22 protein-coding genes are annotated in these 26,479 nt (G+C 54.8%); 15 read left to right on the plus strand and 7 right to left on the minus strand.

Annotated features, from left to right (window positions below; all coding sequences use genetic code 11):
- The first annotated feature begins 64 nt into the window (after window positions 1-64).
- Window positions 65-1,078 (plus strand): zinc dependent phospholipase C family protein, encoded by a 1,014-nt coding sequence (locus EQG79_RS05310; RefSeq protein ID WP_369822663.1) that lies wholly within the window; start codon window positions 65-67, stop codon window positions 1,076-1,078.
- Between the two features lie 168 nt (window positions 1,079-1,246).
- On the opposite strand, the gene EQG79_RS05315 is transcribed toward EQG79_RS05310, so the two are convergent.
- On the minus strand, window positions 1,247-2,095 hold the full coding sequence (locus EQG79_RS05315; RefSeq protein ID WP_129600420.1) for a sugar phosphate isomerase/epimerase family protein: 849 nt from the start codon (window positions 2,093-2,095) through the stop codon (window positions 1,247-1,249).
- A gap of 180 nt (window positions 2,096-2,275) precedes the next feature.
- Here EQG79_RS05315 and EQG79_RS05320 point away from each other — a divergent pair, with 180 nt between their 5' ends.
- Window positions 2,276-3,490 carry a class I SAM-dependent rRNA methyltransferase gene (locus tag EQG79_RS05320; RefSeq protein ID WP_077919219.1) on the plus strand — a complete coding sequence of 405 codons (1,215 nt, stop codon included), beginning with the start codon at window positions 2,276-2,278 and terminating at the stop codon, window positions 3,488-3,490.
- A 99-nt stretch (window positions 3,491-3,589) separates the two neighbouring features.
- A complete protein-coding gene (locus EQG79_RS05325; RefSeq protein ID WP_077919220.1) occupies window positions 3,590-5,353 on the plus strand; it encodes a pyruvate dehydrogenase complex dihydrolipoamide acetyltransferase in 1,764 nt (587 codons plus the stop codon).
- 67 nt (window positions 5,354-5,420) lie between these two features.
- Here the strand turns inward: EQG79_RS05325 and trxA are convergent, their stop codons facing one another.
- The 4 genes from trxA to EQG79_RS05345 form a co-directional block, all read right to left on the minus strand.
- Complete coding sequence (trxA, locus tag EQG79_RS05330; protein ID WP_077919221.1) at window positions 5,421-5,765, minus strand: thioredoxin; 345 nt, start codon at window positions 5,763-5,765, stop codon at window positions 5,421-5,423.
- A 72-nt stretch (window positions 5,766-5,837) separates the two neighbouring features.
- Window positions 5,838-9,455 (minus strand): DNA polymerase III subunit alpha, encoded by a 3,618-nt coding sequence (dnaE, locus tag EQG79_RS05335; RefSeq protein ID WP_129600422.1) that lies wholly within the window; start codon window positions 9,453-9,455, stop codon window positions 5,838-5,840.
- A gap of 40 nt (window positions 9,456-9,495) precedes the next feature.
- On the minus strand, window positions 9,496-9,918 hold the full coding sequence (locus EQG79_RS05340; RefSeq protein ID WP_077919223.1) for a PIN domain-containing protein: 423 nt from the start codon (window positions 9,916-9,918) through the stop codon (window positions 9,496-9,498).
- Complete coding sequence (locus EQG79_RS05345) at window positions 9,911-10,126, minus strand: hypothetical protein (protein WP_077919224.1); 216 nt, start codon at window positions 10,124-10,126, stop codon at window positions 9,911-9,913. The genes EQG79_RS05340 and EQG79_RS05345 overlap by 8 nt, the downstream gene beginning before the upstream one ends.
- A 523-nt stretch (window positions 10,127-10,649) precedes the next feature.
- Here EQG79_RS05345 and EQG79_RS05350 point away from each other — a divergent pair.
- From EQG79_RS05350 to EQG79_RS05370, 5 genes are all read left to right on the plus strand, one after another.
- Window positions 10,650-11,804 (plus strand): glycosyltransferase family 87 protein, encoded by a 1,155-nt coding sequence (locus tag EQG79_RS05350; protein ID WP_129600425.1) that lies wholly within the window; start codon window positions 10,650-10,652, stop codon window positions 11,802-11,804.
- Between the two features lie 40 nt (window positions 11,805-11,844).
- Window positions 11,845-12,543, plus strand: a complete 699-nt coding sequence (locus EQG79_RS05355) for a class I SAM-dependent methyltransferase (protein WP_077919226.1) — start codon at window positions 11,845-11,847, stop codon at window positions 12,541-12,543.
- 111 nt (window positions 12,544-12,654) lie between these two features.
- Window positions 12,655-13,149: a hypothetical protein gene (locus EQG79_RS05360; RefSeq protein ID WP_077919227.1), complete on the plus strand. Its 495-nt coding sequence runs from the start codon at window positions 12,655-12,657 to the stop codon at window positions 13,147-13,149.
- Between the two features lie 36 nt (window positions 13,150-13,185).
- On the plus strand, window positions 13,186-14,511 hold the full coding sequence (locus EQG79_RS05365; protein ID WP_077919228.1) for a serine hydrolase domain-containing protein: 1,326 nt from the start codon (window positions 13,186-13,188) through the stop codon (window positions 14,509-14,511).
- A gap of 52 nt (window positions 14,512-14,563) precedes the next feature.
- Window positions 14,564-14,995 carry a nuclear transport factor 2 family protein gene (locus tag EQG79_RS05370; protein ID WP_129600427.1) on the plus strand — a complete coding sequence of 144 codons (432 nt, stop codon included), beginning with the start codon at window positions 14,564-14,566 and terminating at the stop codon, window positions 14,993-14,995.
- A gap of 418 nt (window positions 14,996-15,413) precedes the next feature.
- On the opposite strand, the gene EQG79_RS05375 is transcribed toward EQG79_RS05370, so the two are convergent.
- Complete coding sequence (locus EQG79_RS05375) at window positions 15,414-15,932, minus strand: acyl-CoA thioesterase (protein WP_077919230.1); 519 nt, start codon at window positions 15,930-15,932, stop codon at window positions 15,414-15,416.
- 185 nt (window positions 15,933-16,117) lie between these two features.
- Between EQG79_RS05375 and EQG79_RS05380 the strand changes: the two genes are divergently transcribed.
- The 7 genes from EQG79_RS05380 (at window position 16,118) to EQG79_RS05415 (ending at window position 25,727) form a co-directional block, all read left to right on the plus strand.
- On the plus strand, window positions 16,118-16,969 hold the full coding sequence (locus tag EQG79_RS05380; protein WP_129600429.1) for a sterol desaturase family protein: 852 nt from the start codon (window positions 16,118-16,120) through the stop codon (window positions 16,967-16,969).
- Window positions 16,970-17,179: 210 nt separating this feature from the next.
- Complete coding sequence (locus tag EQG79_RS05385; protein ID WP_129600431.1) at window positions 17,180-18,175, plus strand: Kelch repeat-containing protein; 996 nt, start codon at window positions 17,180-17,182, stop codon at window positions 18,173-18,175.
- A complete protein-coding gene (locus EQG79_RS05390; protein WP_165358838.1) occupies window positions 18,165-18,476 on the plus strand; it encodes a DUF4907 domain-containing protein in 312 nt (103 codons plus the stop codon). Before EQG79_RS05385 ends, EQG79_RS05390 begins: the two co-directional genes overlap by 11 nt.
- Before the next feature lie 27 nt (window positions 18,477-18,503).
- Window positions 18,504-19,817, plus strand: coding sequence for a DUF4270 family protein (locus tag EQG79_RS05395; RefSeq protein WP_129600435.1), 1,314 nt, complete (start codon window positions 18,504-18,506; stop codon window positions 19,815-19,817).
- A 489-nt stretch (window positions 19,818-20,306) separates the two neighbouring features.
- Window positions 20,307-21,281 carry a fasciclin domain-containing protein gene (locus EQG79_RS05405; protein ID WP_077919233.1) on the plus strand — a complete coding sequence of 325 codons (975 nt, stop codon included), beginning with the start codon at window positions 20,307-20,309 and terminating at the stop codon, window positions 21,279-21,281.
- A gap of 232 nt (window positions 21,282-21,513) precedes the next feature.
- Window positions 21,514-24,582, plus strand: coding sequence for a DNA polymerase I (polA, locus tag EQG79_RS05410; protein ID WP_129600437.1), 3,069 nt, complete (start codon window positions 21,514-21,516; stop codon window positions 24,580-24,582).
- A 176-nt stretch (window positions 24,583-24,758) separates the two neighbouring features.
- Entirely contained in the window at window positions 24,759-25,727 is a 969-nt protein-coding gene (locus EQG79_RS05415) for an SPFH domain-containing protein (RefSeq protein WP_077919235.1), read from the plus strand.
- Between the two features lie 42 nt (window positions 25,728-25,769).
- Here the strand turns inward: EQG79_RS05415 and EQG79_RS05420 are convergent, their stop codons facing one another.
- Window positions 25,770-26,270: a hypothetical protein gene (locus EQG79_RS05420; RefSeq protein WP_077919236.1), complete on the minus strand. Its 501-nt coding sequence runs from the start codon at window positions 26,268-26,270 to the stop codon at window positions 25,770-25,772.
- Window positions 26,271-26,479 lie beyond the last annotated feature (209 nt).

Consider the following 26,479-nt stretch of genomic DNA (forward strand, 5'->3'; position numbering starts at 1 on the left):
GATTCAACCAGCAGTTTTACAGAATAGTTAAATTATATATCCGTAAAGTGCCATGTTTTGTCAAATGTACAAACGTTTTGTTTGGTTGTATGTTTTTGTGATTTTTTTTTCGGGCCTGCTGAGCAGTTCATCCACGCTGGCCACCGACGCTCCGCAGTCAGCCAGACCCAACTGGGGGTTTTATGCTCACCAGCAGATTAACCGGCTGGCCGTGTTCACGTTACCGGTTGAGATGATGCCGTTCTTCAAAAAACACATCGGCTTTCTGACTGACAACGCGGTTAACCCCGACAAACGCCGGTATGCCGTAGTGGGTGAAGCCCCGCGCCATTTCATCGACCTCGACGCGTACTCCGATACCACAGCCGCTACCCTGCCCCGCTTTTACAAAGACGCTGCGGACCGCTATGGCGAAGACACGCTGGCGCTGCACGGCCTGGTCCCCTGGCAGATTCAGCTGAGCAAGTACCAGCTGACCGAAGCCTTCCGGCAGCGCGACGTTCGCCGGATTCTCCGGCTCGCGGCCGATCTGGGCCATTACATTGCCGACGCAAACGTGCCGTTGCATACGACCCGCAACTACAACGGTCAGCTCACCGGTCAGCAGGGCATTCATGGCTTCTGGGAATCCCGCCTACCCGAACTGTTCAGTATGGACTATGATTTCTTCACCGGTCAGGCCGAGTATGTATACGCTCCGCAAAAGGCAGCCTGGCGGGCTGTATTCAGAGCCCATGCGGCCCTCGACTCCGTCTTGCGGCTGGAGCAGACGCTTACGCAGGAAGTGGGAGAAACCCGTAAATACGGTTTCGAGGAGCGAAACGGGATGACTACAAAAGTGTATGCATCCGATTTTTCGCGTCAGTATCATACCCGTCTGAGCGGGCAGGTAGAACGGCAGATGCGCGCATCGATAAAGATGGTCGGCGATTTCTGGTATACAGCCTGGGTCGATGCGGGCCAGCCGGATCTGAAGTCTCTGGCCGGCTACCAGCTCACCGAGCAGGACAAAAATGATGACACCGAAGAGAAAAAAAGCTGGCTGAAACGACTGTTCTCAGCCCGGGAGGAGGGTTGATTGATACTCAGGACCCGTTGAAACGGATCAATACTCATTCCGGCTGCTTTAGCAACCGGAATTGCTATTCCGGCGCAGGAAGATCCATTGGTTTTTCCTGCGCCGGAATGACATAACACTCGTAGCCAAGCGTTCCAGAAAACGACCAGCCGTCATGTCAAGAAGAAATTATACAGTCAGCTTCTTCATGTACTCAGCATCATTTTTCATGCTGCCCAGTACTGACACAGGATACTCTTCCTGCTCGACAATGAAGTACTTCATCCCATTGTTCATGGCCGTACGAAGCGTCTTTTTGAAGTCTACGTTACCCTTGCCAAGGTCGTCCTGAACCGGTTTGCCGCCTACTTTCTTGTAATCCTTGATATGACACAGTTCGTAGCGCTTGCCATACTTGTTCAGGTGAGCAACGGGGTCCTGACCCGCTACATCGATCCAGCACAGATCCAGCTCGAACATGACATTTTTGGGATCGGTGTTGGCCAGCAGGTACTCCTGCGGAATTTTACCGTCGAGGGGTTTGAACGAATAATCGTGGTTATGGTAGCCAAACTTCAGCCCACCCTTACGCACCTGCTCACCAACCGTATTGAACTTGTCGGCAATTCGTTTCCAGTCGTCGAACGTCTTCTGGACTCCGATGTAGGGACAGAGCAGGTAGCTCAGGCCAGCGCCGTTCGCCATATCGATGCTCTTGTCCAGATCTTTGTTCATATCGAAGTGGGTACTGATCATTTTCACGCCCAGCCCATCCAGAAACGACTTCATCTCTTTCGGCTCCATACCCCACAAAAAGCCCTGCGGTCCGCTGTAGCTCTCAAACTGTTTGTAGCCCATCTGGGCCAGCTGCGTCATGACTCCTTTCGGGTCTTTGGGCAGAATATCGCGGGTGCTGTAGAGTTGAACGCCAAAAGGGTTAATGGCTTTACCGGGCGCGCTGGCCAGTAGTTCATGACTTAGGGTAAGGGCACCTGCCGAAAGCAGGCCAGCCTGCTGGAGAAACGAACGTCGTTGCATGATTGTAGATGGTTTTGCAGAACTAAAACGTAAAAATGGATTTGTTCTACGCATTTTTTTGTCATAACCCTCAGGAAACTCCACGAAAGCACTTTTGGGCGAACCGCACCGCCCTGATCGTCAACTGCTCTGGCCGACATACAAAGCCTATCGTATCTTTGCATTCTTTTCCGATTCTGAATGACGTATTCCAAGTTATATCTGCAGGCCGGGCGCGACGAAGCCGTTCGGCGGTTTCACCCCTGGGTTTTTTCGCGTGCCATTGGCCGTTACGAAGGGAATCTGGCCGATGGCGACGTGGTTGAGGTCTACGACCGCAAGGGACAGTACCTTGCCACGGGCCATTACCACGATGGCAGCATTGCCGTGCGTATCTTTTCCTTTGGCGCCACTGCCGGCGGGCCCGTTACACCAGACCTGGCCTACTGGACCGATAAGCTGACACACATCCGCAGCATCCGGCAGGCCATTATCAACGACGATACCAACTGCTACCGGCTGGTGCATGGCGAAGGCGATGGCTGCACGGGCCTCATCATTGACGTGTACAATGGCGTAGCCGTTTTGCAGGCCCACTCCATCGGGATGCACCGCGAGCGGCAGCTCATTACCGAAGCTCTGCGTGCGGTTTTCGGCGATGAGCTCAAGGCGGTTTATGACAAAAGCGCCGAAACCCTGCCCGACGAGTACGGCGCCAGCGTAACCAACGGCTACCTCTTTGGCCGAACACCCGTTCCGCACCCGGTGCAGGAAAATGGCAACATGTTCCTGATCGACTGGATCACAGGCCAGAAGACAGGATTTTTTCTCGACCAGCGCGACAATCGGGCGTTGCTGGCCCGGTATGCGCCCGGCAAACGGGTGCTGAACGCCTTCTGTTATTCGGGTGGCTTCTCCGTTTATGCCCTGCAGGCCGGAGCCAGTGAGGTGCATTCGGTCGATGTGTCGCAGAAAGCGATCGATCTGACCAACCAGAACGTAGTGGCCAATTTCCCCGATCAGGCTGACCGGAACGCACCGGGCCAGCACGAAGCCATTGCCGACGATGTTATGCATTACCTGAAACACCAGGATAGCCAGCAGTACGATATCGTCGTGCTTGACCCACCCGCCTTTGCTAAAAGCCTCTCGGCGCGGCACCGGGCCGTACAGGGCTACAAACGACTGAATGCCGAAGGACTTCGGCGGGTAGCCAAAGGCGGTATCCTCTTTACATTTTCGTGTTCACAGGTCGTCGATCGCGAATTGTTCTACAATACCATCGTTGCGGCCGCCATCGAAGCCGGGCGGCAGGTGCGCGTGCTGCACCACCTGAGCCAGCCCGCCGACCATCCGGTAAGCCTCTTCCACCCCGAAGGCGGCTACCTCAAAGGGCTGGTGCTCTGGGTCGAGTAATAGAAAAGCCTGCCGAACGATACAACCTTGGCCGGTTTGCGCTAATTTTGGCACGTAACCTGTCCCGACTACGAACAACCCGATTTATACAGACTATATATGGCTGAATTGATTCGAATGCCCAAGATGAGCGACACCATGACCGAAGGGGTCATTGCGGAGTGGCATAAGAAAGTGGGCGATAAAGTTAAATCCGGCGACGTCCTGGCTGAAGTCGAAACGGACAAAGCCACTATGGACCTCGAAGCTTATGAAGAAGGCACCCTGCTGTACATAGGCGTCGAAAAAGGCTCGTCGGTGCCCGTTGATGGCGTTCTGGCTGTCATCGGTGCCGATGGTGAAGATTACAAATCGTTGCTGAACGGTTCGAGTGGTGGCAGTCAGGAAGCCCCGGCCGCCGAAACGCCGAAACCGGCTCCGACCGAAGCGCCCGCTCCCAGCGGAGATGCCAACAAAGCCGAGGTAGCGACCAACCTGCCCGACCAGAAAGCGGTGTCAGCAGCGCCAGCCGAAAACGTCAACGCGTCAGTAATCCGGATGCCGAAGATGAGCGACACCATGACCGAAGGAACGATCGTGGCCTGGCACAAGAAAGAAGGCGATACGGTAAAATCGGGCGATATCCTGGCCGAAGTCGAAACCGACAAAGCGACCATGGATCTGGAAGCTTACGAAGAAGGCACCCTGCTCTACGTTGGGGTGAAAGAAGGCGCCGTTGTTGGTGTCGATGAAATCATTGCCGTTGTCGGCGAAAAAGGCGCCAACTTCAAAGTCCTGATCGACAGTGGCGGAGCACCGGCTCCCCAGCCTGCCGCCAGTGGCGACGGGGGCGCTCAAACCGCCGAGCAGAACCCGCAGGCATCGGCACCGGCCAATGCCGCAACGGATCTGTCGTACGGGGGCGAAAGTGGCGACAATGCCGAGTCGAACGGTCGGCTGAAGGCGTCGCCCCTGGCCAAACGCATTGCCGAAGAAAAAGGAATCGACCTCAAGCAGGTTCAGGGCTCGGGTCCCGAAGGCCGCATTGTGAAAAGCGATGTCGAATCGTTTGTCCCATCGGCCGCTCCGACCAAACCCGCAACTGCACCAGCCCAGCCCGCAGCCGCCGAACAGAAGCCGGCAGCCGCTCCCCAGCCCGCACCGGCCGCTCAGCCAGCGCCCGCAGCCGGCGAATACGAAGACGTACCGGTGAGCCAGATGCGGAAAACCATTGCCCGCCGGCTTGGCGAAAGCATGTTTACGGCTCCGCACTTCTACCTGACCATGGAAATCAACATGGATAAGGCGATGGAACTGCGCGGTACGGTCAACAGTGTGAGCCCGGTTAAGATTTCGTTCAACGATTTCGTACTTAAAGCAGCGGCCGTTGCGCTCAAGCAACACCCGAACGTTAACTCGTCATGGCTCGGCGATAAAATCCGGAAGTACAAGTACGTCAACATCGGCGTCGCCGTGGCGGTCGATGAAGGGCTGCTCGTTCCGGTGGTTCGTAACGCCGACCAGAAAACGCTGTCGACCATTGCGGCCGAGGTGAAAGAAATGGCGGGCAAAGCCAAGGACAAAAAGCTCCAGCCCAAAGACTGGGAAGGCAGCACCTTCTCGATCTCGAACCTGGGGATGTTCGGCATTGACGAATTTACGGCCATCATCAACCCACCCGATTCGTGCATCCTGGCGGTTGGTGCCATCAAACAGTCGGTCAAGTTTGAGAGTGATGCGGCCGGCGTTCCGGTAGCGAAGCCTACCAACGTCATGAAAGTAACCCTCTCCTGCGACCACCGCGTGGTTGACGGGGCTACGGGGTCGGCTTTCCTGCAAACGCTGAAAGAGATGCTCGAAAATCCGATGCGGATGCTGGTATAAATACCATCAGATACAATAAAGAAAGGGAGCCAATTGGCTCCCTTTCTTTATTGTATCTGATGTATGCTTAGAGCGCGGCTGGCTCCAGAGCGGCCTGGAGTTTTTGCTCCAGCACATTCTTCGGCACAGCACCGATTACTTTATCGACCAGCTGACCGTTTTTGAAGACCATCAGCGTCGGGATGCTGCGGATACCGAACTTGGCGGGCACCTGCGCATTCTGATCGACGTCCATCTTCGCGATAACGGCTTTACCTTCGTATTCGCCGGCCAGTTGCTCAACAACCGGTCCGATCATCTTACATGGTCCGCACCATTCGGCCCAAAAGTCGACCAGTACGGGTTTGTCTGAATTTATCAGTTCGTTGAAGTTCGCATCGGTTGCTTCAACAGCCATGGATCCTGCTGCCATGAGTGAAATCTGTTTATTGGGTTGAACTTGTTTCAGACGTATAAACCCGCGCGGGCCGGTTTAGTTCCGAATCTACGCGACCTTACACGTGACGCCCTCCATGGCTTCGAGCGCCCGCAGAAACGAGTTGGCCGGCGACACTTTCAGGGTACGCGATTGCAGGCTGACTTCAATCCGTTCGTTCGGGTCTACCACGTTCAGCGACAGGGTACAGGTGCCGGGGTGGGCGCCGATTAGTTCATTGAGCCTGGCGACCAGCTGCGCGTTTACCGAATCCAGCATCAGCGAGACCCGTATCTCCTTACACATCTTGTCGCGCATTTCGGTCAGTAGCCGAATGTTGACCGGTTTGAATTCGAGTTGCTCGGAATTCCATCGGTTCTGCGTTTTTCCGGTAATGTGCAGGAAGCGGCCCACGTCTACGTACTGCCCCATCCGCACATAGTCATCGCCGAAGAGCGCCATTTCGATCGCCGTATTGTAATCTTCGATCTTGAAAATACAGAACGGGTTACCGTTGCGGGCAATCTTGGTCTGCATGGCCGTAACAATACCCGCTACTTTGATTTCCGGCGATTTAACTTCGTAGATCTTATCGAGCGTACAGTTGCAGAAACCGTCCAGTTCGAGTCTGAACTCGTCGAGCGGATGGCCGGTGATGTAGAAGCCAACCACATCTTTCTCGAATTTGAGTTTTTCGATCTGGTTCCACTCCGGCACAATGGGTGGTTTGGGCCGGGCAATCATTGGTTCTCCCCCCATCATGGCCCCGAACAGCGACTGCTGGGCGGCTGCTTTCTCGGCGTGGTAGTTGTTGGCATACCGGATTACCTTGTCCAGGAACGGCGAGGTATCTCCTTCGCCCAGATCGAAATACTGCGCCCGGTGGTATTCGTCGATGCTGTCGAACGCGCCGGCATAGGCCAGCGATTCGAGGGTTTTCTTATTGACTGTGCGGAGGTTGACCCGAATGGCGAAGTCGAAGATATCCTTGAAGGGTCCACCGGCTTTCCGCTCTTCGATGATGGCTTCTACGGCCGCATCGCCCGCGCCCTTGATACCACCGAGACCAAACCGGATTTCGCCTTTGTCGTTCACCCCGAAGAAGCGCTCCGACTCGTTTACGTTGGGGCCCAGTACCGGCAGGCCAAGATTCTTACATTCTTCCATGAAGAACGTAATTTTATCGATAGACCCCAGGCAGCTGGTGAGAACGGCCGCCATGTACTCTGACGTGTAATGGGCTTTGAGCCAGGCTGTCTGGTAAGCTACAAACGCATAGCAGGTCGAGTGCGACTTGTTGAAGGCGTAACTGGCGAAGGCTTCCCAGTCGGTCCAGACTTTCTCGCAGATTTTGAGGTTCAGTCCGTTAGCCGCGCAGCCTTCCATAAACTTGCCCTTCATCTTGTCGAGCACGTCTTTCTGCTTCTTACCCATGGCTTTCCGCAGCACGTCAGCGTCGCCTTTGGTGAAGTTGCCGAGTTTCTGCGACAGCAGCATGAGCTGCTCCTGATAGACCGTAATGCCGTAGGTATCGGCCAGGTACTCTTCCATTTCGGGCAGGTCGTACTTAACCTCCTCGCGCCCGTGTTTCCGGTTGATGTAGTTCGGAATATACTGGATCGGGCCGGGGCGGTAGAGCGCGTTCATAGCAATGAGGTCCTCGAAGCGGTCGGGCTTGAGGTCCTTCATGTGCTTCTTCATGCCGTCGGATTCGAACTGGAAGATCGCGTTGGTTTCGCCCCGCTGAAACAGTTCATACGCTTTCGGATCATCGAGCGGAATAGCATCGATGTCGATGGTAAGTCCGTAATTCTGTTTGATCAGGCGCAGACATTCTTTGATGATGGTCAGGTTGCGTAACCCCAGGAAGTCCATCTTGATTACGCCCGCGTCTTCAATCACCTTACCCTCGTACTGGGTAATGATGAGGTTGGTATCCTTAGAGGTCGAGACGGGCACGATATTGGACAGATCGTCGGGCGCGATGATGATACCGGCCGCGTGAACGCCCGTATTCCGAACCGTACCTTCGAGCCGACGCGCCTGCTGCAGCACGTTCTGGACTTTTTCGGTATCGATCAGCTTCATGGCACGCCCTACGCTCTGATCACCCGCTTCGAGCGCCCGCATCCGCTTTACGTTCTCGACTTCGTCTGGCTGAATAACGCTGGACAGCCCACCCGGTCCATCGATGGGGTCTTCGAAGATCCGCCGGAGGGTCATGTTGTAGGTCGGCTTGTCGGGCACGAGTTTGGCCAGGGCGTTGGCATCGTTGAGCGGCAGATCCATGACCCGGCTCACGTCTTTAATGGCCGACTTGGCCGCCATGGTACCGTAGGTCACAATGGCCGCTACCTGCTGCTTTCCGTACTTATCGACCACGTAATCGATCACCTTCTGGCGACCTTCGTCGTCGAAGTCGGTATCGATGTCGGGCATCGACTTCCGGTCGGGATTCAGGAATCGCTCGAACAGCAGGTCGTATTTGATGGGGTCGATGTTGGTAATACCGATGCAGTACGCCACCGCACTACCGGCCGCGCTACCCCGTCCCGGACCGACCATAACGCCGAGGTCGCGCCCGGCCTTGATGAAGTCGGCCACAATCAGGAAGTAGCCCGCAAACCCCATTGTCTTGATCGTAAACAGCTCAAAATCGAGTCGTTCCTGCACGTGGCTTTCGATTTCGCCGTACCGCTGCCGGGCGCCCTCGTAGGTAAGGTGTTTAAGGTATTCCCACTGGTTCAGCACATCGTCGGTATGCAGCTGAAACTCCTGCGGAATGGGGAAGTTGGGCAGCAGAATATCGCGCTTGAGTTTCAGCGTCTCTACTTTTCCAACAATTTCGTTGGTATTGTCAATGGCCTCGGGCAGGTCGTGAAAGAGGGTACTCATCTCCTGCGTGTTCTTGAAGTAGAACTGATCGCTGAAGAATGCAAACCGGGTTCCTTTCTTGGCCCCTTCGTCTTCGTTAAACTCCTTCTCCGACGGCGTAGCCAGCTTCTCGCCGGTGTTTACGCAGAGCAGGATGTCGTGGGCAACCCAGTCGTCGCGGTCTACGTAGTGCGAATCGTTCGACGCAATGATCTTGACATTATATTTCCGGGCCAACTTGACCAGCACCTCATTGGCCTTGATCTGATCGGGTATTTCGTGGCGCTGCAGCTCAACGTAATAATCCTCCCCGAAGCGATCGAGCCACCATTTGAATTCAATTTCGGCGGCTTCTTCGCCTTTTTTCAGAATGGTTTTCGGAACGATGGCCCCAATACAGCAGGTGGTTGCAATCAGCCCTTCTTTATACTGGTCGATAAGCGCTTTCGTGACCCTCGGATATTTGCCATACAGGCCTTCCATGTAGCCCAGCGAGCACAGTTTGGCCAGGTTTTTGTACCCCTGCGCGTTCTTGGCCAGCAGCAGTTGGTGGTACCGAATGTCTTTTTGCTCTTTGGTAAACTGTTTTCGGGTATGATCGTCTACCACATAGAATTCGCAACCTACAATGGGTTTAATACCCTGTTTGCTGGCTTCGGCCACGAATTCGAACACACCGAACATGTTTCCGTGATCGGTGATAGCCACGGCGGGCATATTATCCGCTTTGGCCTTCTTGACCAGCTTTTTTATATCGGCCTGCCCGTCGAGCAGCGAATACTGGGTATGGCAGTGGAGGTGAGAGAATTGCATGGATAAAGGAAAAGAAAATCGTTATCGTACTTGAAATGATTTAATCGAAAATATCGTAGAAAGCCGTAAATCCTCTGGCGGTTAATCCCTCCCGGATGGGTTGGTCGCGAGTCCAGAGTGAGCAACCGAGTTCGATTGCCAGGGCAACGAAGGGTACGTCTTTTTCATCGATACCTTTGCATAGCCGGTACGCTTCGAGGTAGCTACCTATTGAAATTGATTCTTCACTGACGAACGTAATTCGTTGCAGCAACCCGTTCAGGTACTCGTATAGCTCGTCTTCAAGTTGTGCATTATTCCGGAGCAGCTTTTCCTTGTGTTTGAAAATTTCAACAATTAAAAACTTGGGCGCGTAAAGTTGATATTGATTGTCAATCAGTGCGTCCCGTATAGCGGATTGTTTGGCTCGTAATGCTTTAAAAACAATGTTGGTATCAACGACCAGCGGTGGTTTGCTACTCATTGATAAACCGGCTTTTGTTTTTTGCCCACCAATCAGCTTTGATTTGCTCACCGAGTGCTTCGACGTCTTCGCCAAAATTAAATTGACCAGCCAGTTCCTCCAGGCGCAGCCGCTCAATCAACTGCACCAGCCACTGCCGGTCGACAGCAGAACGGTCAATAGAAATCAGGTATTTGTCGGGCTGGGTATCTAACTGAATTCTGGTCATTGTCGTATTTTTTTAAGTTCTACCAGAGAAGCAACGGTTCATTGAATACGCGGCTGAAGAAAGTATAGTTTCGCTACAGCGAACGGCGGCATAGGATTAGCTTCGCCTTTTTAACCGACTTCTCACTATCGACCTGCCCGTCGAGCAACGAATACTGGGTATGACAATGGAGAGGCAAGAATTGCATAGTTTGTACCGATCAGAGGCAGAACGGCGCTGGTTTTCCGGCGCAGCCAGTCAGGTTCGATTGGGTAAATTTAAACGAAAGACGCGGGGACCGGGTAGTATGGAGCCTTATTTTTTACCTTGTTACTGTCAACCTACTAAGGCTGAAATGATTCCACCATCGCGACCGCAGCCTTACCTGTTTCCGGTTCGAAGTCAACAAAAAAATAGGTAACTATATTCATAAGCTTCTGTACGCTGCAGCAATTACTTATCGATCCCTTGGTAAAAGTACCGTATCTTTACCAACCTCCGTAACCAATGTACCTGCAGGATAAAGCCTGCTATCTGATCAAGCATGCGTGCCTTTTTCAGCAAACCGCTGTTCAGCGATTTCCGATTCATTCTCGGCGTTTATGCCCTGCTGATGGTGTTTGCCAGCACCCGGATCGTTGTTCACCAGGACTCGAATAACTACTCCATCTTTTACCACTCGCTCTATCACCTGATCAACGGCACGAGTCTATACGCTGAGTATCCGGCTGAGTATTTCGATCACTATCACTACGCGCCCACCTTTGCGGCTTTATTTTCGCCGGTCTTCGCGCTCCCCTATTCGGTTGGTCTGTTTCTGTGGCAGCTGCTGTTTGCGGCCGTATGGGTTTATGCCATCTACCGCATGCCGCTGACCCATCGGCAGCAGGTGTTCGCGTACTGGTTCGGTCTGCACGAACTCTTTACGTCGATCGTCAACAGCCAGACCAATCCGCTCATTGGGGCCATTCCGCTGTTCGCCTTTCTATGCTTCGAAAAGCGCCAACCGTTCTGGGCGGCTTGCTTCATCATGCTCGGGTTCAATGTAAAAATATACAGCCTCGTAGCGGCCGGCCTCTTTGTGCTGTACCCGCAGCGCGGCCGGTTTCTGGTCTCGATGGTGTTCTGGGCTGTGGTGCTGGGGCTACTGCCGCTGTTGTTCACAACGCCCGACAAGCTGGCCTGGCAGTATGACTTATGGGTCAGGCAGCTGCTTATCAAATCAGACCACGACAAGTGGGCCAACACATCGATTCATCGGCTGCTCCACCTTTTCGTATCGCCCAATCTGGATACATCCGTTATTATCGGCTCGGGCGTGCTGCTGTTCTGTACGGTTTACGTACACATCAAACGATATAGCGAACAGACGTTCAAACAGCTCCTGCTGGCGTCGATACTGATTTTCCAGGTGATCTTTAACCCGGTTTCCGAGTCACCGACTTACATCACCGCCGTAACGGGCGTTATTCTCTGGTGGTTTGTCTGCCCACAATCGCGGCTTGACCGCGGGTTGCTGATCAGCTGCTTCGTGCTGACGATCATGTCGCCGAGCGATCTGTTTCCGGCATTTCTGCGCAACGAATTGGTATTACCCTATGGTTTGAAAGCGCTGCCCTGCGTGCTGATCTGGTTTCGGGTAATCTACCTGATGCACCGACCAACCACCCAGCGCCAACCTGAAGCCCTACCCGCCTAAGGCACTCATCACTCATCACTCATCACTCATCACTCATCACATGCCTACCTGGCTCGACTTCTGGCAAAACGAAAACGAGTTCGACGACTCGATGACCGCCAATTATGCTTTTTTTCTGGATCGGGTCGAAACCTACGCCCCCCTTTCGCCATCAACCCGGGTACTCGACATCGGGTCGGGACCGGGTAACCTGGAAGACGCCTGGCACAGCCGGGTTGGCGATATCCACGGACTCGATATCTCGAAGCGATACAATGAGATCACCCGCGCCAAGCACGCTGGTCATCCCAACGTGCATATTCACGATATTCCAGCCGACGATTACCTGAACTTCGGCCCGGTGGCGGATCGTCAGTTCGATCTGATCATCGTCATGAGCGTGGTTCAGTACTACCGGAGCGCGGCCGAAATTGAGCAGTTACTGACCAACATAAAAGCCGCAGCGGCACCCGGCGGTCGGGCGCTGCTCTGCGACCTGATCGTGGCCGAAGGCGTGCTGGGCGACGTGCTTAGCATACTGGGGCGTTCGCTGCGGCAGGGGCAGCTGCTATCGATGCTCAGGCTGTTGTTCCGGCTCCGCTTCTCCGACTATTACTCGGTTCGGCAGCAGAACGGGATTCTGATCGTACCCGAACGTGACTGGCTGGCCATGTGCAAACGGCTGGGTATTAAAGCCCGTTTCATTGATGAACCCCTTACCCTGCAACAGGAGCGAAAGAACCTGCTGCTCCAGTTTTAGGCCCGCGGGCCGACAGGACAGCCGAACGAATCAAGGTTCGTTTATACTTAAAAAACCGGCACGGCGTTTGATAGACAAACAACAGACTTAACCCATCTTCCAATAAACATCATGGCTTTTCTTACTATCGTTCGTTCTTATCGAAACGTACTGATGGCGTTACTCGTTGTCAGCACCCTGACTACCTCCTGTAAAAAATCAGGCGGCAGCGACCCCGACATCGACCCGCGCGAACAATACGTTGGTACGTATGACGGCGACTATCGCATCACCATCTACATTGGTTCTGACGGCCTGACCCCCGATGTGGGCAAAATCAACGTGGCCGTAACGAAGGCCTCAAATCCGAAAGAAATGTATTTCGACATGTCGTACGACGGAAACGTCAAGGAGCGTGTCACGGCGGAGCTGAACGGCGATACCTTTACCATTATCGATAAGAAAACGGATCAGATTACCCTGACGCCTACCAACAAGGTCAGCTCCGACTACGCAGCAACGGGCAGTTTCACCAGCAACCAGCTTCTGCTGAACGCATCGGCCAATGCCCTGCGAAACGGAACGCAGTACTCGAAAAAGTACGACATCATCGCGACGCGAAAATAAGTACCTTAGCGCCGGTTCCTAACATCCGGTCTGTTCATGAAAACACGCATGCTAACCGGCCTCATGGCCGGTTTTTTTCTGTCGGGTACGGCCCAAATACCCGCTGCCCGAGTAGCCACGCGCCCCAGTCCGGTGCCCGCTGTATTGAAGGAAGCCCCCGCCGAAAGCGTTGGGATGAGCACGGCCCGACTCCGGCGCATGGACGCTGTCATTGAGGATTACATCGCCAAAGGTCGTCAGGCAGGGGTCGCGGTGCTGGTGGCCCGCGATGGTCGTATCGTGTATCACAAAGCGTACGGTCAGGACGACATAACGACCCGATCGCCCCTGACGCGTGACGCCATTTTCCGGCTGGCCTCGCAAACCAAAGCCATCACCAGCATTGGATTGATGATGCTGTTCGAAGAAGGTAAACTCCTGCTCGACGATCCGATATCGAAATACATTCCGGCATTCAAAAATCCCAAAGTACTCGATAAGTTCAACGAGAAGGATACTACGTTCACTACCGTTCCGGCCAAACGGGAGATTACCATCCGGCAGTTACTGACGCATACGTCGGGCATCAGCTATCCGACTATCGGCACTAAAGAAGCCGTAGCCATTTATGCCAAATACAAAATCCCGAGCGGTATCGGCACCCCCACCGGCACACTGGCCGAGTCGATTCCGCGGCTGGCGGCCCTGCCCCTTATGCACAATCCTGGCGACCGGTGGACCTATGGCCTCAGCACCGACGTACTGGGCTACCTGATCGAGGTGCTGTCGGGACAGTCGCTCGACCAGTTTCTCCGGACACGCCTGTTTGAGCCGCTGGGCATGAACGACACCTATTTTTACCTGCCTGCTGCCCGACAGCCCCGCCTGACGCGCGTCTACACCGAAGACTCGACCCGAACCCTACGGCGCCTGCCCACGCAAGGGGGCATCTCGGAAGACTACCCCAAGCAGGCGGGTACCTACTACTCTGGTGGAGCAGGCCTGTCGGGTACGCTGTACGATTACGCCATTTTTCTGCAGATGCTGCTCAACGGCGGAACCTATAATGGCAAGCGCATCCTGAGTCCCACAACGGTTCGCCTGATTACCCAGAACCAGATTGGGGATCTGAACCAGGGCCTCAACAAATTCGGGCTGGGCTTTTCGATTACGTCCGAACGAAGCGCGGCCCGGCTACCCGTTTCAGCCGGTGCATTCGACTGGGGCGGCTTTTTCGGTACTACCTACTGGGTCGACCCCAACGAAAAAGTAGTTGCCCTGCTGTACACGCAGAAAGTGCCGAACAGCTACGGCGACCTGACCGACAAGTTCAAGGTGCTGGTCTATCAGGCTATCACTGAGCTTAATCAGCCAGAGCGGTAGAAGCCCTGCGCTGTCTTCTTTAGTATCGAGTTGATAAACCCGATAACTCTCCATGAAACACCTACTCATCTTCTGCCTGCTGCTCACCGCGCCCCTTGTTCAGGCTCAATCGAATGCTACCGAAAAAGCGGTTCTGGATGCCGAAAAACGCCGGTTCGACGCCCAGGTAAGCAAAGATTACTCAGCCCTCAACCAACTACTGGCCGACGACCTTGTTTACACCCACTCGAACGGCAATACGGATGGCAAGGAGTCGTATATCCAGTCGATCCGTGATGGCAAGTCCAACTACGCAGCCATTGACCCGCAGGAGCAGAAAGTCCGGGTGTATGGGAATACGGCCATCATCAACGGTGTCTGTCTGATCAAGATGAATAACAACAACACGCCCACCGAACTCAAGCTTCGGTATACGGATATGTACGTAAAAAAGGGTGGCCAATGGCAGATGGTAGCCTGGCAGTCGCTCCGGCTAACGCAATAAACGTTCTTATTCCTTTCTCCGGCATGAATGCCGGAGCTAGTCATTAACGGAACTCCATGTAGAATCTGGACCCACCGAAAAATGAATAGCCCCGGCCTTTAGGCCGGGGTTACTTTTTACCCCATCCCATCTTCCTCTCCCCGGCATAAATGCCGGAGCTAATCATTAACGGAACTCCCTGTAGAATCTGGATCATCCAGACAATGAATAGCCCCGGCATTCATGCCGGGGTTAATTTTTGCCCCAACTGATTCCTTTTCTCAGGCATGAATGCCGAAGCTAATCATTGACCCAGCTCCATGTAGAATCTGGACCCACCGAAAATGAATAGCCCCGGCCTTTAGGCCGGGGTTACTTTTTTGGCGCTATTGCCGGGCGTATATCTCTCCGGTCGGCATGCTCCAATACAATCTTCCCGTTACTCTACTTTCAGAAACTCCCGGAGTTCGGTGGCATCCTGGGCTTTCATACGGCCGGCGAGTACCAGACGGAGCTGCCGCCGGCGGAGGGCGCTGGCGTATCGGTCTTTTTCTTCATCCGTTTCCGGAACGACCGCCGGAACCTCGATGGGGCGGCCACTCTGATCGACGGCGACAAACGTATAGAACGCGCTGTTGGTACTGACCCGTACACCCGCCGGGATGTCTTCGGCCCAGACCTCAATAAACACTTCCATCGATGAACTGAACGCGCGGGTCACCTGCGCCTTCATGGTAACGATGTTTCCCAGCCGAATCGGCTCCGCAAAGGAGACATTGTCTACCGAGGCCGTTACAACGATGCGGTTCGAGTGCTTTTGCGCGGCAATAGCAGCCGCAATGTCCATAAAATGAAGGAGTCGGCCACCCATCAGATTATTCAGGGTATTGGTATCGTTGGGCAGTACCATCTCGGTCATAACCGTCATGGACTCGCGGGCTAGTTTGGGCTGGGGCATTCGTTTTCTATTCTGTTTTCGATCTACAGTCGGTTGATAACACCCAGTGTAGATAGTCTGTGATGATCGGTTTCTATAAACGCGCTACAAACCAACGACCGAAAAGTGAAACAGGCAAATAAGGGGTTATCAAAGAAATTATCCCTATTTTTGTATAATCTAATCCAAGATTAATCCAACCTACTATGGAGCGTCTGGTTGCGTATTTCGAACACATCCCATCGTCTCACCGAAGCCTGATTCTGGTTGGTGGTATTACGCTGTTTTGGTTGATCGAGAGCGCGGCCCCGCTCTTTCGGTTCGAGTACAACAAACTGCGCCATGCAGGCATCAACATCTTTTTTACGCTGACTACCATTGTCGTCAATTTTGTGCTGGCGTTCATCCTGCTCCGGACCAGCGACTGGGCCGTTCAGAACCACCTGGGTCTGCTGCAATGGATTGATTGGCCGCTCTGGGTCGAAGCACTAGTCGGTCTGCTCGCGCTTGACCTGATCGGTGCGTGGCTCCCCCACTGGGCCGAACACCAGGTTAAATTTTTGTGGCGTTTCCACCTGATCCATCATACCGACACCTACGTGGATACTACCACTGCCAATCGCCATCATCCGGGCGAGAGCGTGATTCGGTTCGTATTCACAACGGCTGCGGTACTCGTTACAGGGGCGCCGATGTGGCTGGTTTTTTTATACCAGGCGCTGTCGGTGGCGTTATCGCAGTTCAACCACGCCAATATTGAACTACCGCGCCGGGTCGACCGGCTACTGGGGTTGTTCATCGTAACGCCCAATATGCACCATGTTCATCATCACTACGTGCTGCCGGTTACCAACACAAACTACGGTAACATTTTCCCCTACTGGGACCGGCTCTTCGGCACCTACCACGAAATGGCCGGGAAAGATCTCCGATATGGTATCGATACCCACCTCAGCCCCCACGAGCACTCGCAGGTAGGCAGCCTGCTGAAGATTCCGTTCCAGGCGTATCGGCAACCGGTAGGCCCTGAAGTTGTGACAGAAAAACAAACGGCCTGACGTTCGCTCTTGAGCCGTTAGCCATTGCCTTCGCCGACCCATCAACCCGCTGACGGGCAGACCTCCGCGGGCTAAAATACACGTTCCTGCTTCGTTCAGTCTGACCACTCCCTGAGGAAGCACTTCTCTGGATTTAACATTTTTTAAAGGAGACTGCTTACAACGGTTGGTTGATTTCCGGCGTATTCGTCGGTGTAATCAACTTCCCGAATGATGAAATGCTTCCGCTTTTCAGTAGCCATCCATTGGCTGGCTGTCCCCGTTTCCACCTTTCTGCTGGCCCTCGCTGGCTGTAGTAACTCGGATAGCGTTACCCCCCTGGGCGACTGGCGCCGTCGCTCCGACTTTGAAGGTATTGCCCGCCAGGCCGCAGCGGGCTTTGTCATCAACAACGTGGCCTATGTGGGCACCGGCAATAACGCCGATAACGAGCGTCTGCGCGATATGTGGTCGTACGATGCGACCCGCAACACCTGGACCCAGATAGCCGATTTTGCCGGTTCAGCCCGCCAGGCCGCCACCGGATTTTCGGTCGGCACCAAAGGCTACATCGGCACTGGTCTGAACGAGAACAGCGACCGGCTCAACGATTTCTACGAATACGACCCCGCCAGCAACCAGTGGCGACGCATTGCCGACTACGCCGGTACAGCCCGCCGAAATGCGGTAGCGTTCACGATCGGCAACAAAGGCTACGTAGGCACCGGCTTCGACGGCAACTACCTCAAAGATTTTTACGCCTACGATCCGGCTACCAACACCTGGACGCGAACGGCCAGCTTCAGCGGCTCCAAACGCCTGGGTGCCGTTGCTTTCGTGCTCAACAACCTCGGGTATGTGGTAACGGGCAATAACAACGGTACAGCCCAGAAAGATGTATGGGCTTATGACCCGACTCAGGACACCTGGATCGAAAAAGATAAGTTCACCGACGAAGAAACGGTAGCCCGGAGCTATGGCGTTGCCTTCACCCTGAACAACAAAGCCTACGTGCTCCTCGGCGACGGCAACAACACGGTCTGGGAATATGACCCGGCTGCCGACGCATGGGCCGACAAGAATACGTTCGAGGGAAGCAACCGCCTGTACAGCTGCGGGTTTGCGCTGAACAACAAAGCCTATGTTACGACCGGCAGCGTTGGCACCAGCGTGCTGGACGATTTGTGGGAGTACGACCCAAGCCTGGAACGCGACGATGACAACTAAACCGCAACCCCGTCGCACCTGGGCCATGCGCCTGTTTTGGGTGCTGGCCATGGGGCTTATGATCTGGCTGTATCAGGCATCGCCCCGCTACAGCCTGCGTACATACCTCACATCGGCGGGCTGGGGTTATGATATTCTGCGTAATAACGTACCGCTCATCCATCAGCCAACCCAGCCAGCCGTAGTGGGCAGGCTGGGGTTCGAGAGCGAAGAACACGCCCGGCGTGTTGGCGAACGGGCCATCGCCAAAATCAGACAGGGCCAGTTCCCCCCCACCCTCAGCCCCGCCGACCTTAAATAACAGGCCGACGGCTCACCGCACATACACATGTTTATTACTTCATTTAGAGCCAGGACTACGGCCTTCCTGGGTCTGCTGCTCATCGGCACGAGTTGCCAGCAGGGCGACCTCGACGTGGGTCAGCAGATAATCAGTCCGCTGGAGTTGGCCATTACGCCCATCGACACGTTTCGGGTTGACGCGGCTACGGTTCTGACCGACACCTTTGCCACTTCGGCCGATAGCAGCGTACTGGTAGGTCAGTGGACCGACGCCCTGACGGGTCGCACGTCGGCACTTGGGTTTTCGGCGGTAAGCTACGTCAGCCATGATCTGCCCGACCGGACCGGCGCCCGCTTCGACTCGCTGGTGCTGGTGCTGCCGCTGGGAACAGCCTACGGTGACACGACAACCCCGACAACCTTACGCGTACATCGGCTCACCGAAACCGTAGATACCAAGACTTACTACAACCTCGATGCCGTTGGGTACGAAGTCTCGTCATTTCTGGTAAAAACCGTTCAGCCCCGGCCCGGCTCCGGCAGCAGGCAGGTGCGGCTGAAACTACCGGACGCTTACGGGCAGTCGCTTTTTGCAGCCCTTCGCAGCCGAACGATTTCGGACAACGAAACCTTCCATAACCTGCTGAAAGGGTTCGCCTTTGTAGCCGACCCGACCTCGGCCAATCTGTTGCTCAAACTCGCTATTTCATCCGGATCGGCGGGGCTTGTGCTCTATTACCACGAAAACGATCTCAATCAGACGCGAAGCACCCTCCGATTTCCGCTGGAAGGAGGGCATTTCAGCCAGATCGTAACCAGCCGGAGCGGCACTCCGCTGGTAGCGCTGACTGACCGCAGCCGTTCCGTAGCCAGCAGCCAGACCGAGCGTACGAGTTTTGTTATACCGGCAGCCATGCTACAGACCCGGCTCAGCTTCCCGTCAATCGGTCAGCTGGCCCTGCTCGAAACGTTTCGGGGTCTCAACCGCGCCGAACTGATCGTTGAACCCGTCGGTCAGAACCCGCGCAGCAACGCAGCCCCACCCGCCCAGCTAGTACTGTTCCAGACCAACAGCCAGAACGAACGGCTGGCTATCGTTCCCGACGGAACGGGTGGTAGCAGCACCGTAGGCGCCACCTACAGCTACAGCCTGACCGACCTCGAACAGCAGGGCCAGTACGTGTTCGACCTGACGTATTACCTCAATGAAATTCTCAGCAACCGGCTTACCAACCGCCCCCTTTTGCTGACGGCGGTTACCAGCGCGGCCCGGCTTCCGCAGGAACGGCTAACCCTCGGCGACAACAGCAACGGAACCTACCGGATGCGGCTGAAGCTGTACGCTACGTTCGGAAAATAGGACGTAAACTCAGTTTCTGTAACCAAAGCCGCCGTAAACGGGATGGGTTAGATGTGATGGATGGCGGGTGTCACGGCTCGACACGCCCGACGCCGTCATCATGATTGTCACCTACGGGCTAACGGCCTGGCTGGCCGCAGCAGGTGGTAAAAAAACGGGCTGAACAGAAGCCGTGGTTACCCATTGCGATGGGTGCCAAGGTCCTGGCCGACATCGGAACCAATCTGCAACTCGCCCGCGAAGAATGGGCCGATAACAAAGCATTCTGCGCCTATTGCCAGACCGCGTCGGTACTGTAAATGGCTTCCGCAGCGCTGGCCGCACCGGAAGTGATCAAAGCCATAGGGCGGGGTGACTGGCAAATCCTGACAGTTTGTTTAGGGTTTTTATGCTTTTGCTAAACAATATTACCAAACAGTCGTTTGGGAAAGGTACACCCATACATGTGGGAAACTGTGCGCTTAACAACCAATAACAAATCGAAACATTATGTTCGCTAAAACCTCTAAGCAATCGCTCCGGGCGTTTGGTTTATTGTCTAGCCTGTTCCTGGCGCTGGCCCTGACGTTTTCGGCCTGTAAAGACGAAGAAAATCCGACAATTCCTCCCCCGCAAAATATTGTTGACCTGGTCGTTTCAGGAAACCAGTTTACCCTGCTAGAAGCAGCCGTTACGCGGGCTGGTCTGGTAACAACCCTGTCGGGCAACGGTCCTTTCACGGTGTTTGCTCCCACGGATGACGCCTTCCGGGCGGCTGGTTTTGCCGATGCGGCTGCCATCAATGCAGCTTCGGTAGCTACCCTGACCAACATCCTGTTGTATCACGTTGTGAGCGGTACGGCCGTAGCGTCTTCGGCTATCCCGACGGCACAGACCTCGTATCCGACTTCGGTTTCGGGCAATGCACCGATTTTCGTTACCAAAGCCAGCTCAGGCTCGGTATCGGTTAACAACGCCCGCGTACAGCAGGCCGACGTACAGGCAACCAACGGAGTTGTGCACGTAATTGACCGGGTTCTGATGCCACCGGCCGGTAACGTACTGCAACTGGCGGCTGCCGATCCGCAGCTGTCGCTGCTGGTAGCTGCTGCCCAGCGGGGTGGTGCAGCCGTAACGGGAGCCCTGGGCGGAACGACACCCATTACTGTACTCGCTCCAACCAATGCCGCCTTCAATGCAGCCGGTTTTGCTGATGTAGCCGCCATCAACGCGGCTTCGGTAGCCACGCTAACGGCCGTACTGACCAATCACGTGATACCCAATGCCCGTGCCTATTCGCCTACGCTAGCCAATGGCCCCGTAACCACCTTTGGCGGTGGCTCGCTGACAGTAGCCGTCGGTAGCAACAACGCGGTTACGCTGCTTAGCCGTGGTAACGGTACCAACGTATCGACCGTGACAACAGCCGACATCAACGCCACCAACGGGGTGATTCACAAGATCGACCGGGTGTTATTACCGTAGTCTTTTATCCGAGTTCCTAGCTATGAGAGTACGGGCCAGCCTTCAGAGACTGGTCCGTTTTTTTATGGCCTGCAGGCAGGCTTCTCCAAGCTAAATCCTGAATCAAAACCCGGTTTTGGCTGTTGTATTTGTATACCCAATACCCCAGTTTATCGTCAATTTATCAGGGCGCAAGTAGGCTTTCTGGGCCCGACTTTCGACCTTTGGCGAATTGATCTGCGACTTTTATCGAATGGCTAAACCACAGAAAAAACTGTTTTTGTTAGACGCGCTGGCCCTCATCTACCGCGCGCATTTTGCGTTCAGCAAAGCCCCCCGCATCTCCTCCAGAGGGGTCAATACCTCAGCCATCTTCGGCTTCATGAACGCCATGATCGAGGTGTTGTCGAAAGAAAAACCGACCCACATCGGTGTTGCCTTCGATTCATCGAAGAAAACCTTCCGGCACGAACAGTTTCCGATGTACAAAGCCACCCGGCAGTCGCAGCCCGAAGACATCAGCGTGGCTACGCCCTACATCAAGCAGATTATCGAAGCCATGCACATCCCGATTCTGATCATGGACGGCTACGAAGCCGACGACATTATCGGGACCATCGCCAAGAAAGCGGCCCGCGCCGATTTTGAGGTGTATATGATGACGCCCGATAAAGACTACGGGCAGCTGGTCGAAGAGCACGTTCATATCTACAAGCCCGCCTTCATGGGCAAGCCCGCCGAAAAGCTGGGGGTACCCGAAGTCCTGGAACGCTGGCAGATCGAACGCATCGAGCAGGTTACCGATATGCTCGGACTCGTTGGCGACTCGGTCGATAACATTCCGGGCATTCCGGGCATTGGCGAAAAAACAGCCCAGAAACTCATTGCCGACTTCGGCTCGGTCGAAAACCTGATTGCCAGTGCCGACCAGCTGAAGGGCAAACTCAAAGAGAATGTCGTCAACTTTGCGGAGCAGGGTATGCTCTCCAAACAGCTGGCTACCATCCACCTCGATGTTCCGGTCGACTTCAACGAAGACCGGCTGCGGCATACCGAATATGACAAACCCCGGCTGGCCGCCCTGCTCGATGAGCTGGAGTTCCGACAGATGAAAACGCGACTGCTCGGCGGCACCTACGACGAAAAACCGCTCCCCACCGCCTTTCAGAATAACCCGCCGGCCCAGATGAATCTGTTCGATTCACCCGCCGATCAGGCGCCGGCCTTCCTGCCGTTCCCCAACATGAGCGCGGTGAAGCCATCTGGCGCCGACGACCTGCCCTTCGATTTCGACTCGGCGTCTCCGGCTGCGGCCCAGCCCGCCGACAAGCCGAAGCGCACGAAGGTGAAAGCCCCGGTGGCGTCGGCGTCCGCTGCCACACCAGATGCCGTTACCGATACCAAAACAACCGACGATGCGCCGGGCGCTACCGTCACCGAAACCAGCGAACCGGCGTATCTGGACGTTTTTCCCGACTACGAGATTGACGAGGTTCAGCCCGAGCGCCGGAAAAATATCTTATCGGTCATTCACGACTACCGACTGGTCGACACGGCCGAGCTGCGGGCCAGTCTGGTCCATTATCTGGGTCTTCAGAGCAGCCTCTGTTTCGACTCCGAAACAACGGCCATCGACCCCGTTGAGGCCGATCTGGTCGGGCTATCGTTCGCCTACCGCCCGGGCGAGGCTTTTTACGTACCCGTTCCCGACGACCGGGCCGAAGCCCAGGCCATTGTAGATCAGTTTAAGCCGGTGTTCGAGAATGCGGCTATTGAAAAAATCGGACAGAACCTCAAGTACGACCTGCTGATGCTGAAAAAGTACGGCGTCGAGGTGCAGGGCAAACTGTTCGATACCATGATTGCGCACTATCTGATCGAGCCGGAAATGCGCCATAATATGGACATGATGGCCATGACCTACCTTAACTACCAGCCCGTTGAGATCGAAGCTCTGATTGGTAAAAAAGGGAAGGGACAGCTGACTATGCGCGATGTAGACGTGCAGAAAATAGTGGAGTACGCGGGCGAGGATGCCGACATCACCCTGCAACTGCGCAACGCCTTCGCGCCCCGGCTCGAAAAGGACAGCCTGCACAAACTATTCGATCAGGTCGAGATGCCGCTCGTGCAGGTGCTGGCCGACCTGGAGCTGGAAGGGATCACCCTCGATACCAACGCCCTGGCCGAACTGTCGGCTATACTTGAGGTAGACATGCGACAGGTACAGCAGGAGATTTTTCAGATTGCGGGCGAGTCGTTCAACATCGGATCGCCGAAGCAGCTCGGCGAGGTTTTGTTCGATAAACTCAAGCTCGACAAGAACGCCAAGAAAACCCGTACCGGCCAGTACGCCACCGGCGAAGAAATCCTGTCGAAGCTGGAAGAAGAGCACGAAATTGCCCGCAAAATTCTCGACTACCGGGAGCTTATCAAGCTGAAGAACACCTACGTCGATGCGCTGCCGTTACTGATCAGCAAGCGTACGGGCCGCATTCATACCTCCTTCAACCAGGCCGTGGCCAGCACGGGGCGGCTTTCATCGGCCAACCCCAACCTGCAGAACATCCCAATCCGTACCCCCCGCGGTCAGGAGATACGGAAGGCGTTTGTGCCGCGCGGGCCGGAGTTCCTGATTATGTCGGCCGATTACTCGCAGATCGAACTCCGGATCATGGCCGCCTTCAGCGGAGACCAGACCATGCTCGATGCATTCAACAACAACGTCGACATCCATACGCAGACGGCCAGCAAGGTCTTCCACGTGGGGCTCGGCGATGTCACCAGCGACATGCGCCGGAAGGCCAAAACCATCAACTTCGGCATCATCTACGGCATATCGTCGTTTGGCCTGAGCCAGCGGCTGAAGATTCCGCGCAAGGAAGCGGCTCAGATCATTGATGAGTACTTCACCGAGTTTCCGGCCATCAAAGCCTATATGGACCAGAGCGTTGAGAAGGCGCGTGGGTTCGGATACGCCGAAACGATTCTGGGCCGGCGCCGGTATCTGCGCGACATCAACTCCCGCAATGTAACCGACCGCATGTTTGCCGAACGAAACGCCGTAAACGCGCCTATTCAGGGGAGCGCAGCCGATATGCTGAAGATTGCCATGATCCAGATTCATGACTTCATGCGCCGGGAAAAGCTGAAATCGAAGATGATCCTGACGGTACATGACGAACTGGTATTCGACGCCCACCGCGATGAGCTCGATCTGCTGCGCGAGCATGTCGATCATATCATGAAGAACGCTATTCCGATGGGGGTTCAGATGGAAACCGGCATCGGCGTCGGAGAAAACTGGCTGGTTGCCCACTAGTTCATCCGCCTGGCGGTAGATTTATCGGCTCGGCGGCCCGGTCATACAATATCCCAACGATCCTAAAACCGGATGCTGTACGTTGATGCAGCATCCGGTTTTTGTTTGGGCTCGCTCCGTATTGTAACTATCACCCAAAGCTGTACATTGCTTTACTTACTCTTAACCTGACACGTATGATTATTCTAAGCATCCTATTCTTTCTGGCGGTACTTATCGCGTTTCTGTCTATCGTTATCGTTCAGCAGGGTACGGTAGCGGTTATTACCATTTTTGGGAAATACGCCCGCGTTATGACCCCGGGGCTGAACTTCAAGATTCCTTTCATCGAGTTCATCTACCGGCGCATCTCCATCCAGAACCGGTCGGTCGAGCTGGCGTTCCAGGCCATTACGGCCGACCAGGCCAACGTCAATTTCAAGGCTATGCTGGTGTATTCGGTCCTGAACCAGGCCGAGGAAACCATAAAAAACGTGGCGTTCAAGTTTATCGACGAGGCTTCGTTCATGCAGGCGCTCATCCGCACCATCGAAGGGTCCATCCGTAGTTTTGTAGCCACCAAGCGGCAGTCCGAAATTCTGGCCCTGCGTTCCGAAATTATCGAACACGTGAAGGCGCAGCTCGACAGCCTACTCGAAAGCTGGGGCTATCACCTGACCGACCTGCAACTGAATGATATTGCGTTCGACGAGGTAATCATGCGCTCGATGGCGCAGGTAGTAGCCTCCTCCAACCTTAAGGCAGCCGCCGAAAACGAAGGGCAGGCATTGCTCATCACCAAAACCAAAGCGGCCGAAGCCGAAGGGAATGCCATAAAAATATCCGCCGAAGCCGAAAAAACGGCCGCTCAGCTGCGGGGGCAGGGGGTGGCGCTGTTCCGCGAGGAGGTAGCCAGAGGTATGGCCGAGTCGGCCAAGGTCATGAACGAAGCCGATCTCGATGCGTCCCTGATCCTCTTCTCGATCTGGACGGAAGCCGTCAAGCATTTTGCCGAAAACAGCCGGGGCAACGTTATCTTCCTCGATGGGTCGACCGAAGGTATGGAAAAGACCATGAAACAGCTGCTGGCTATCGAAAAGCTGAACAAAGTTCCCGAAATAGCCTCCATCGTTACGCCCGACCCAAAAGCCCGCAACACGGACTAATGGTCCGCCTGCCGGGTCATGATCTGGCCAGCCTGGCGTTGATCAGTGAGACCCAACGGGCTGATCGGTCAGGCGCTGGTTGATGCCATAAATCGCGTGCTGACACAGCATAATAAACGCCAGCACCGTATGCACCGATTCGAGCAGGATACGACCGTTATTGGTGTCGATTACCAGCCGCATCAACGTCTGCCCCTGTTCTTCGTGTAGCGCGGACGGGAAGGTGGCGGGCGTCGGCACGAACAGCATCAGGAGCCAGTCGGTGAGCAGACATATTAACGACACCCACAGGAGCCAGCCCGATATACCGGCGGGCCGTTTCCAGATGATAAGCCCGTTGAGGATAGTCAGGAACAGGAACGGTATGATATGTTCCGGTATCATGCGTTGTTCGTGCAGGGCATGATAGGTCACAAAATCAGGCACTCCCATCAGAGCCCGCGACGGATAAGCGACGAAATAGTCCATCATGGCGGTTCCGTAGCTGTAGAACGCGAGGGCGCAGAAAGCACTGATGAGCAGGGTTTTGTTTACTGATGTCATGAGAGGAAAGGCTGTACTAATTTCGGCAACAAATATAATCACAAGCAAAGCTATAGGACTATATTACTTTACTACTAAATACTGACAAACAGCACCTTACAATAAATATTTACCCAACCATTCGGTTAGTTTAGGGAACCGGCCGGGAGAAAGGTAACCCGCGCCCCTGGCTGGATTAGACCGGAGGAGTAGGTATTCGCTGTAAACAC

Origin of the sequence: Spirosoma sordidisoli (genome assembly GCF_004138325.1) — a bacterium.
Taxonomy (GTDB): domain Bacteria; phylum Bacteroidota; class Bacteroidia; order Cytophagales; family Spirosomataceae; genus Spirosoma; species Spirosoma sordidisoli.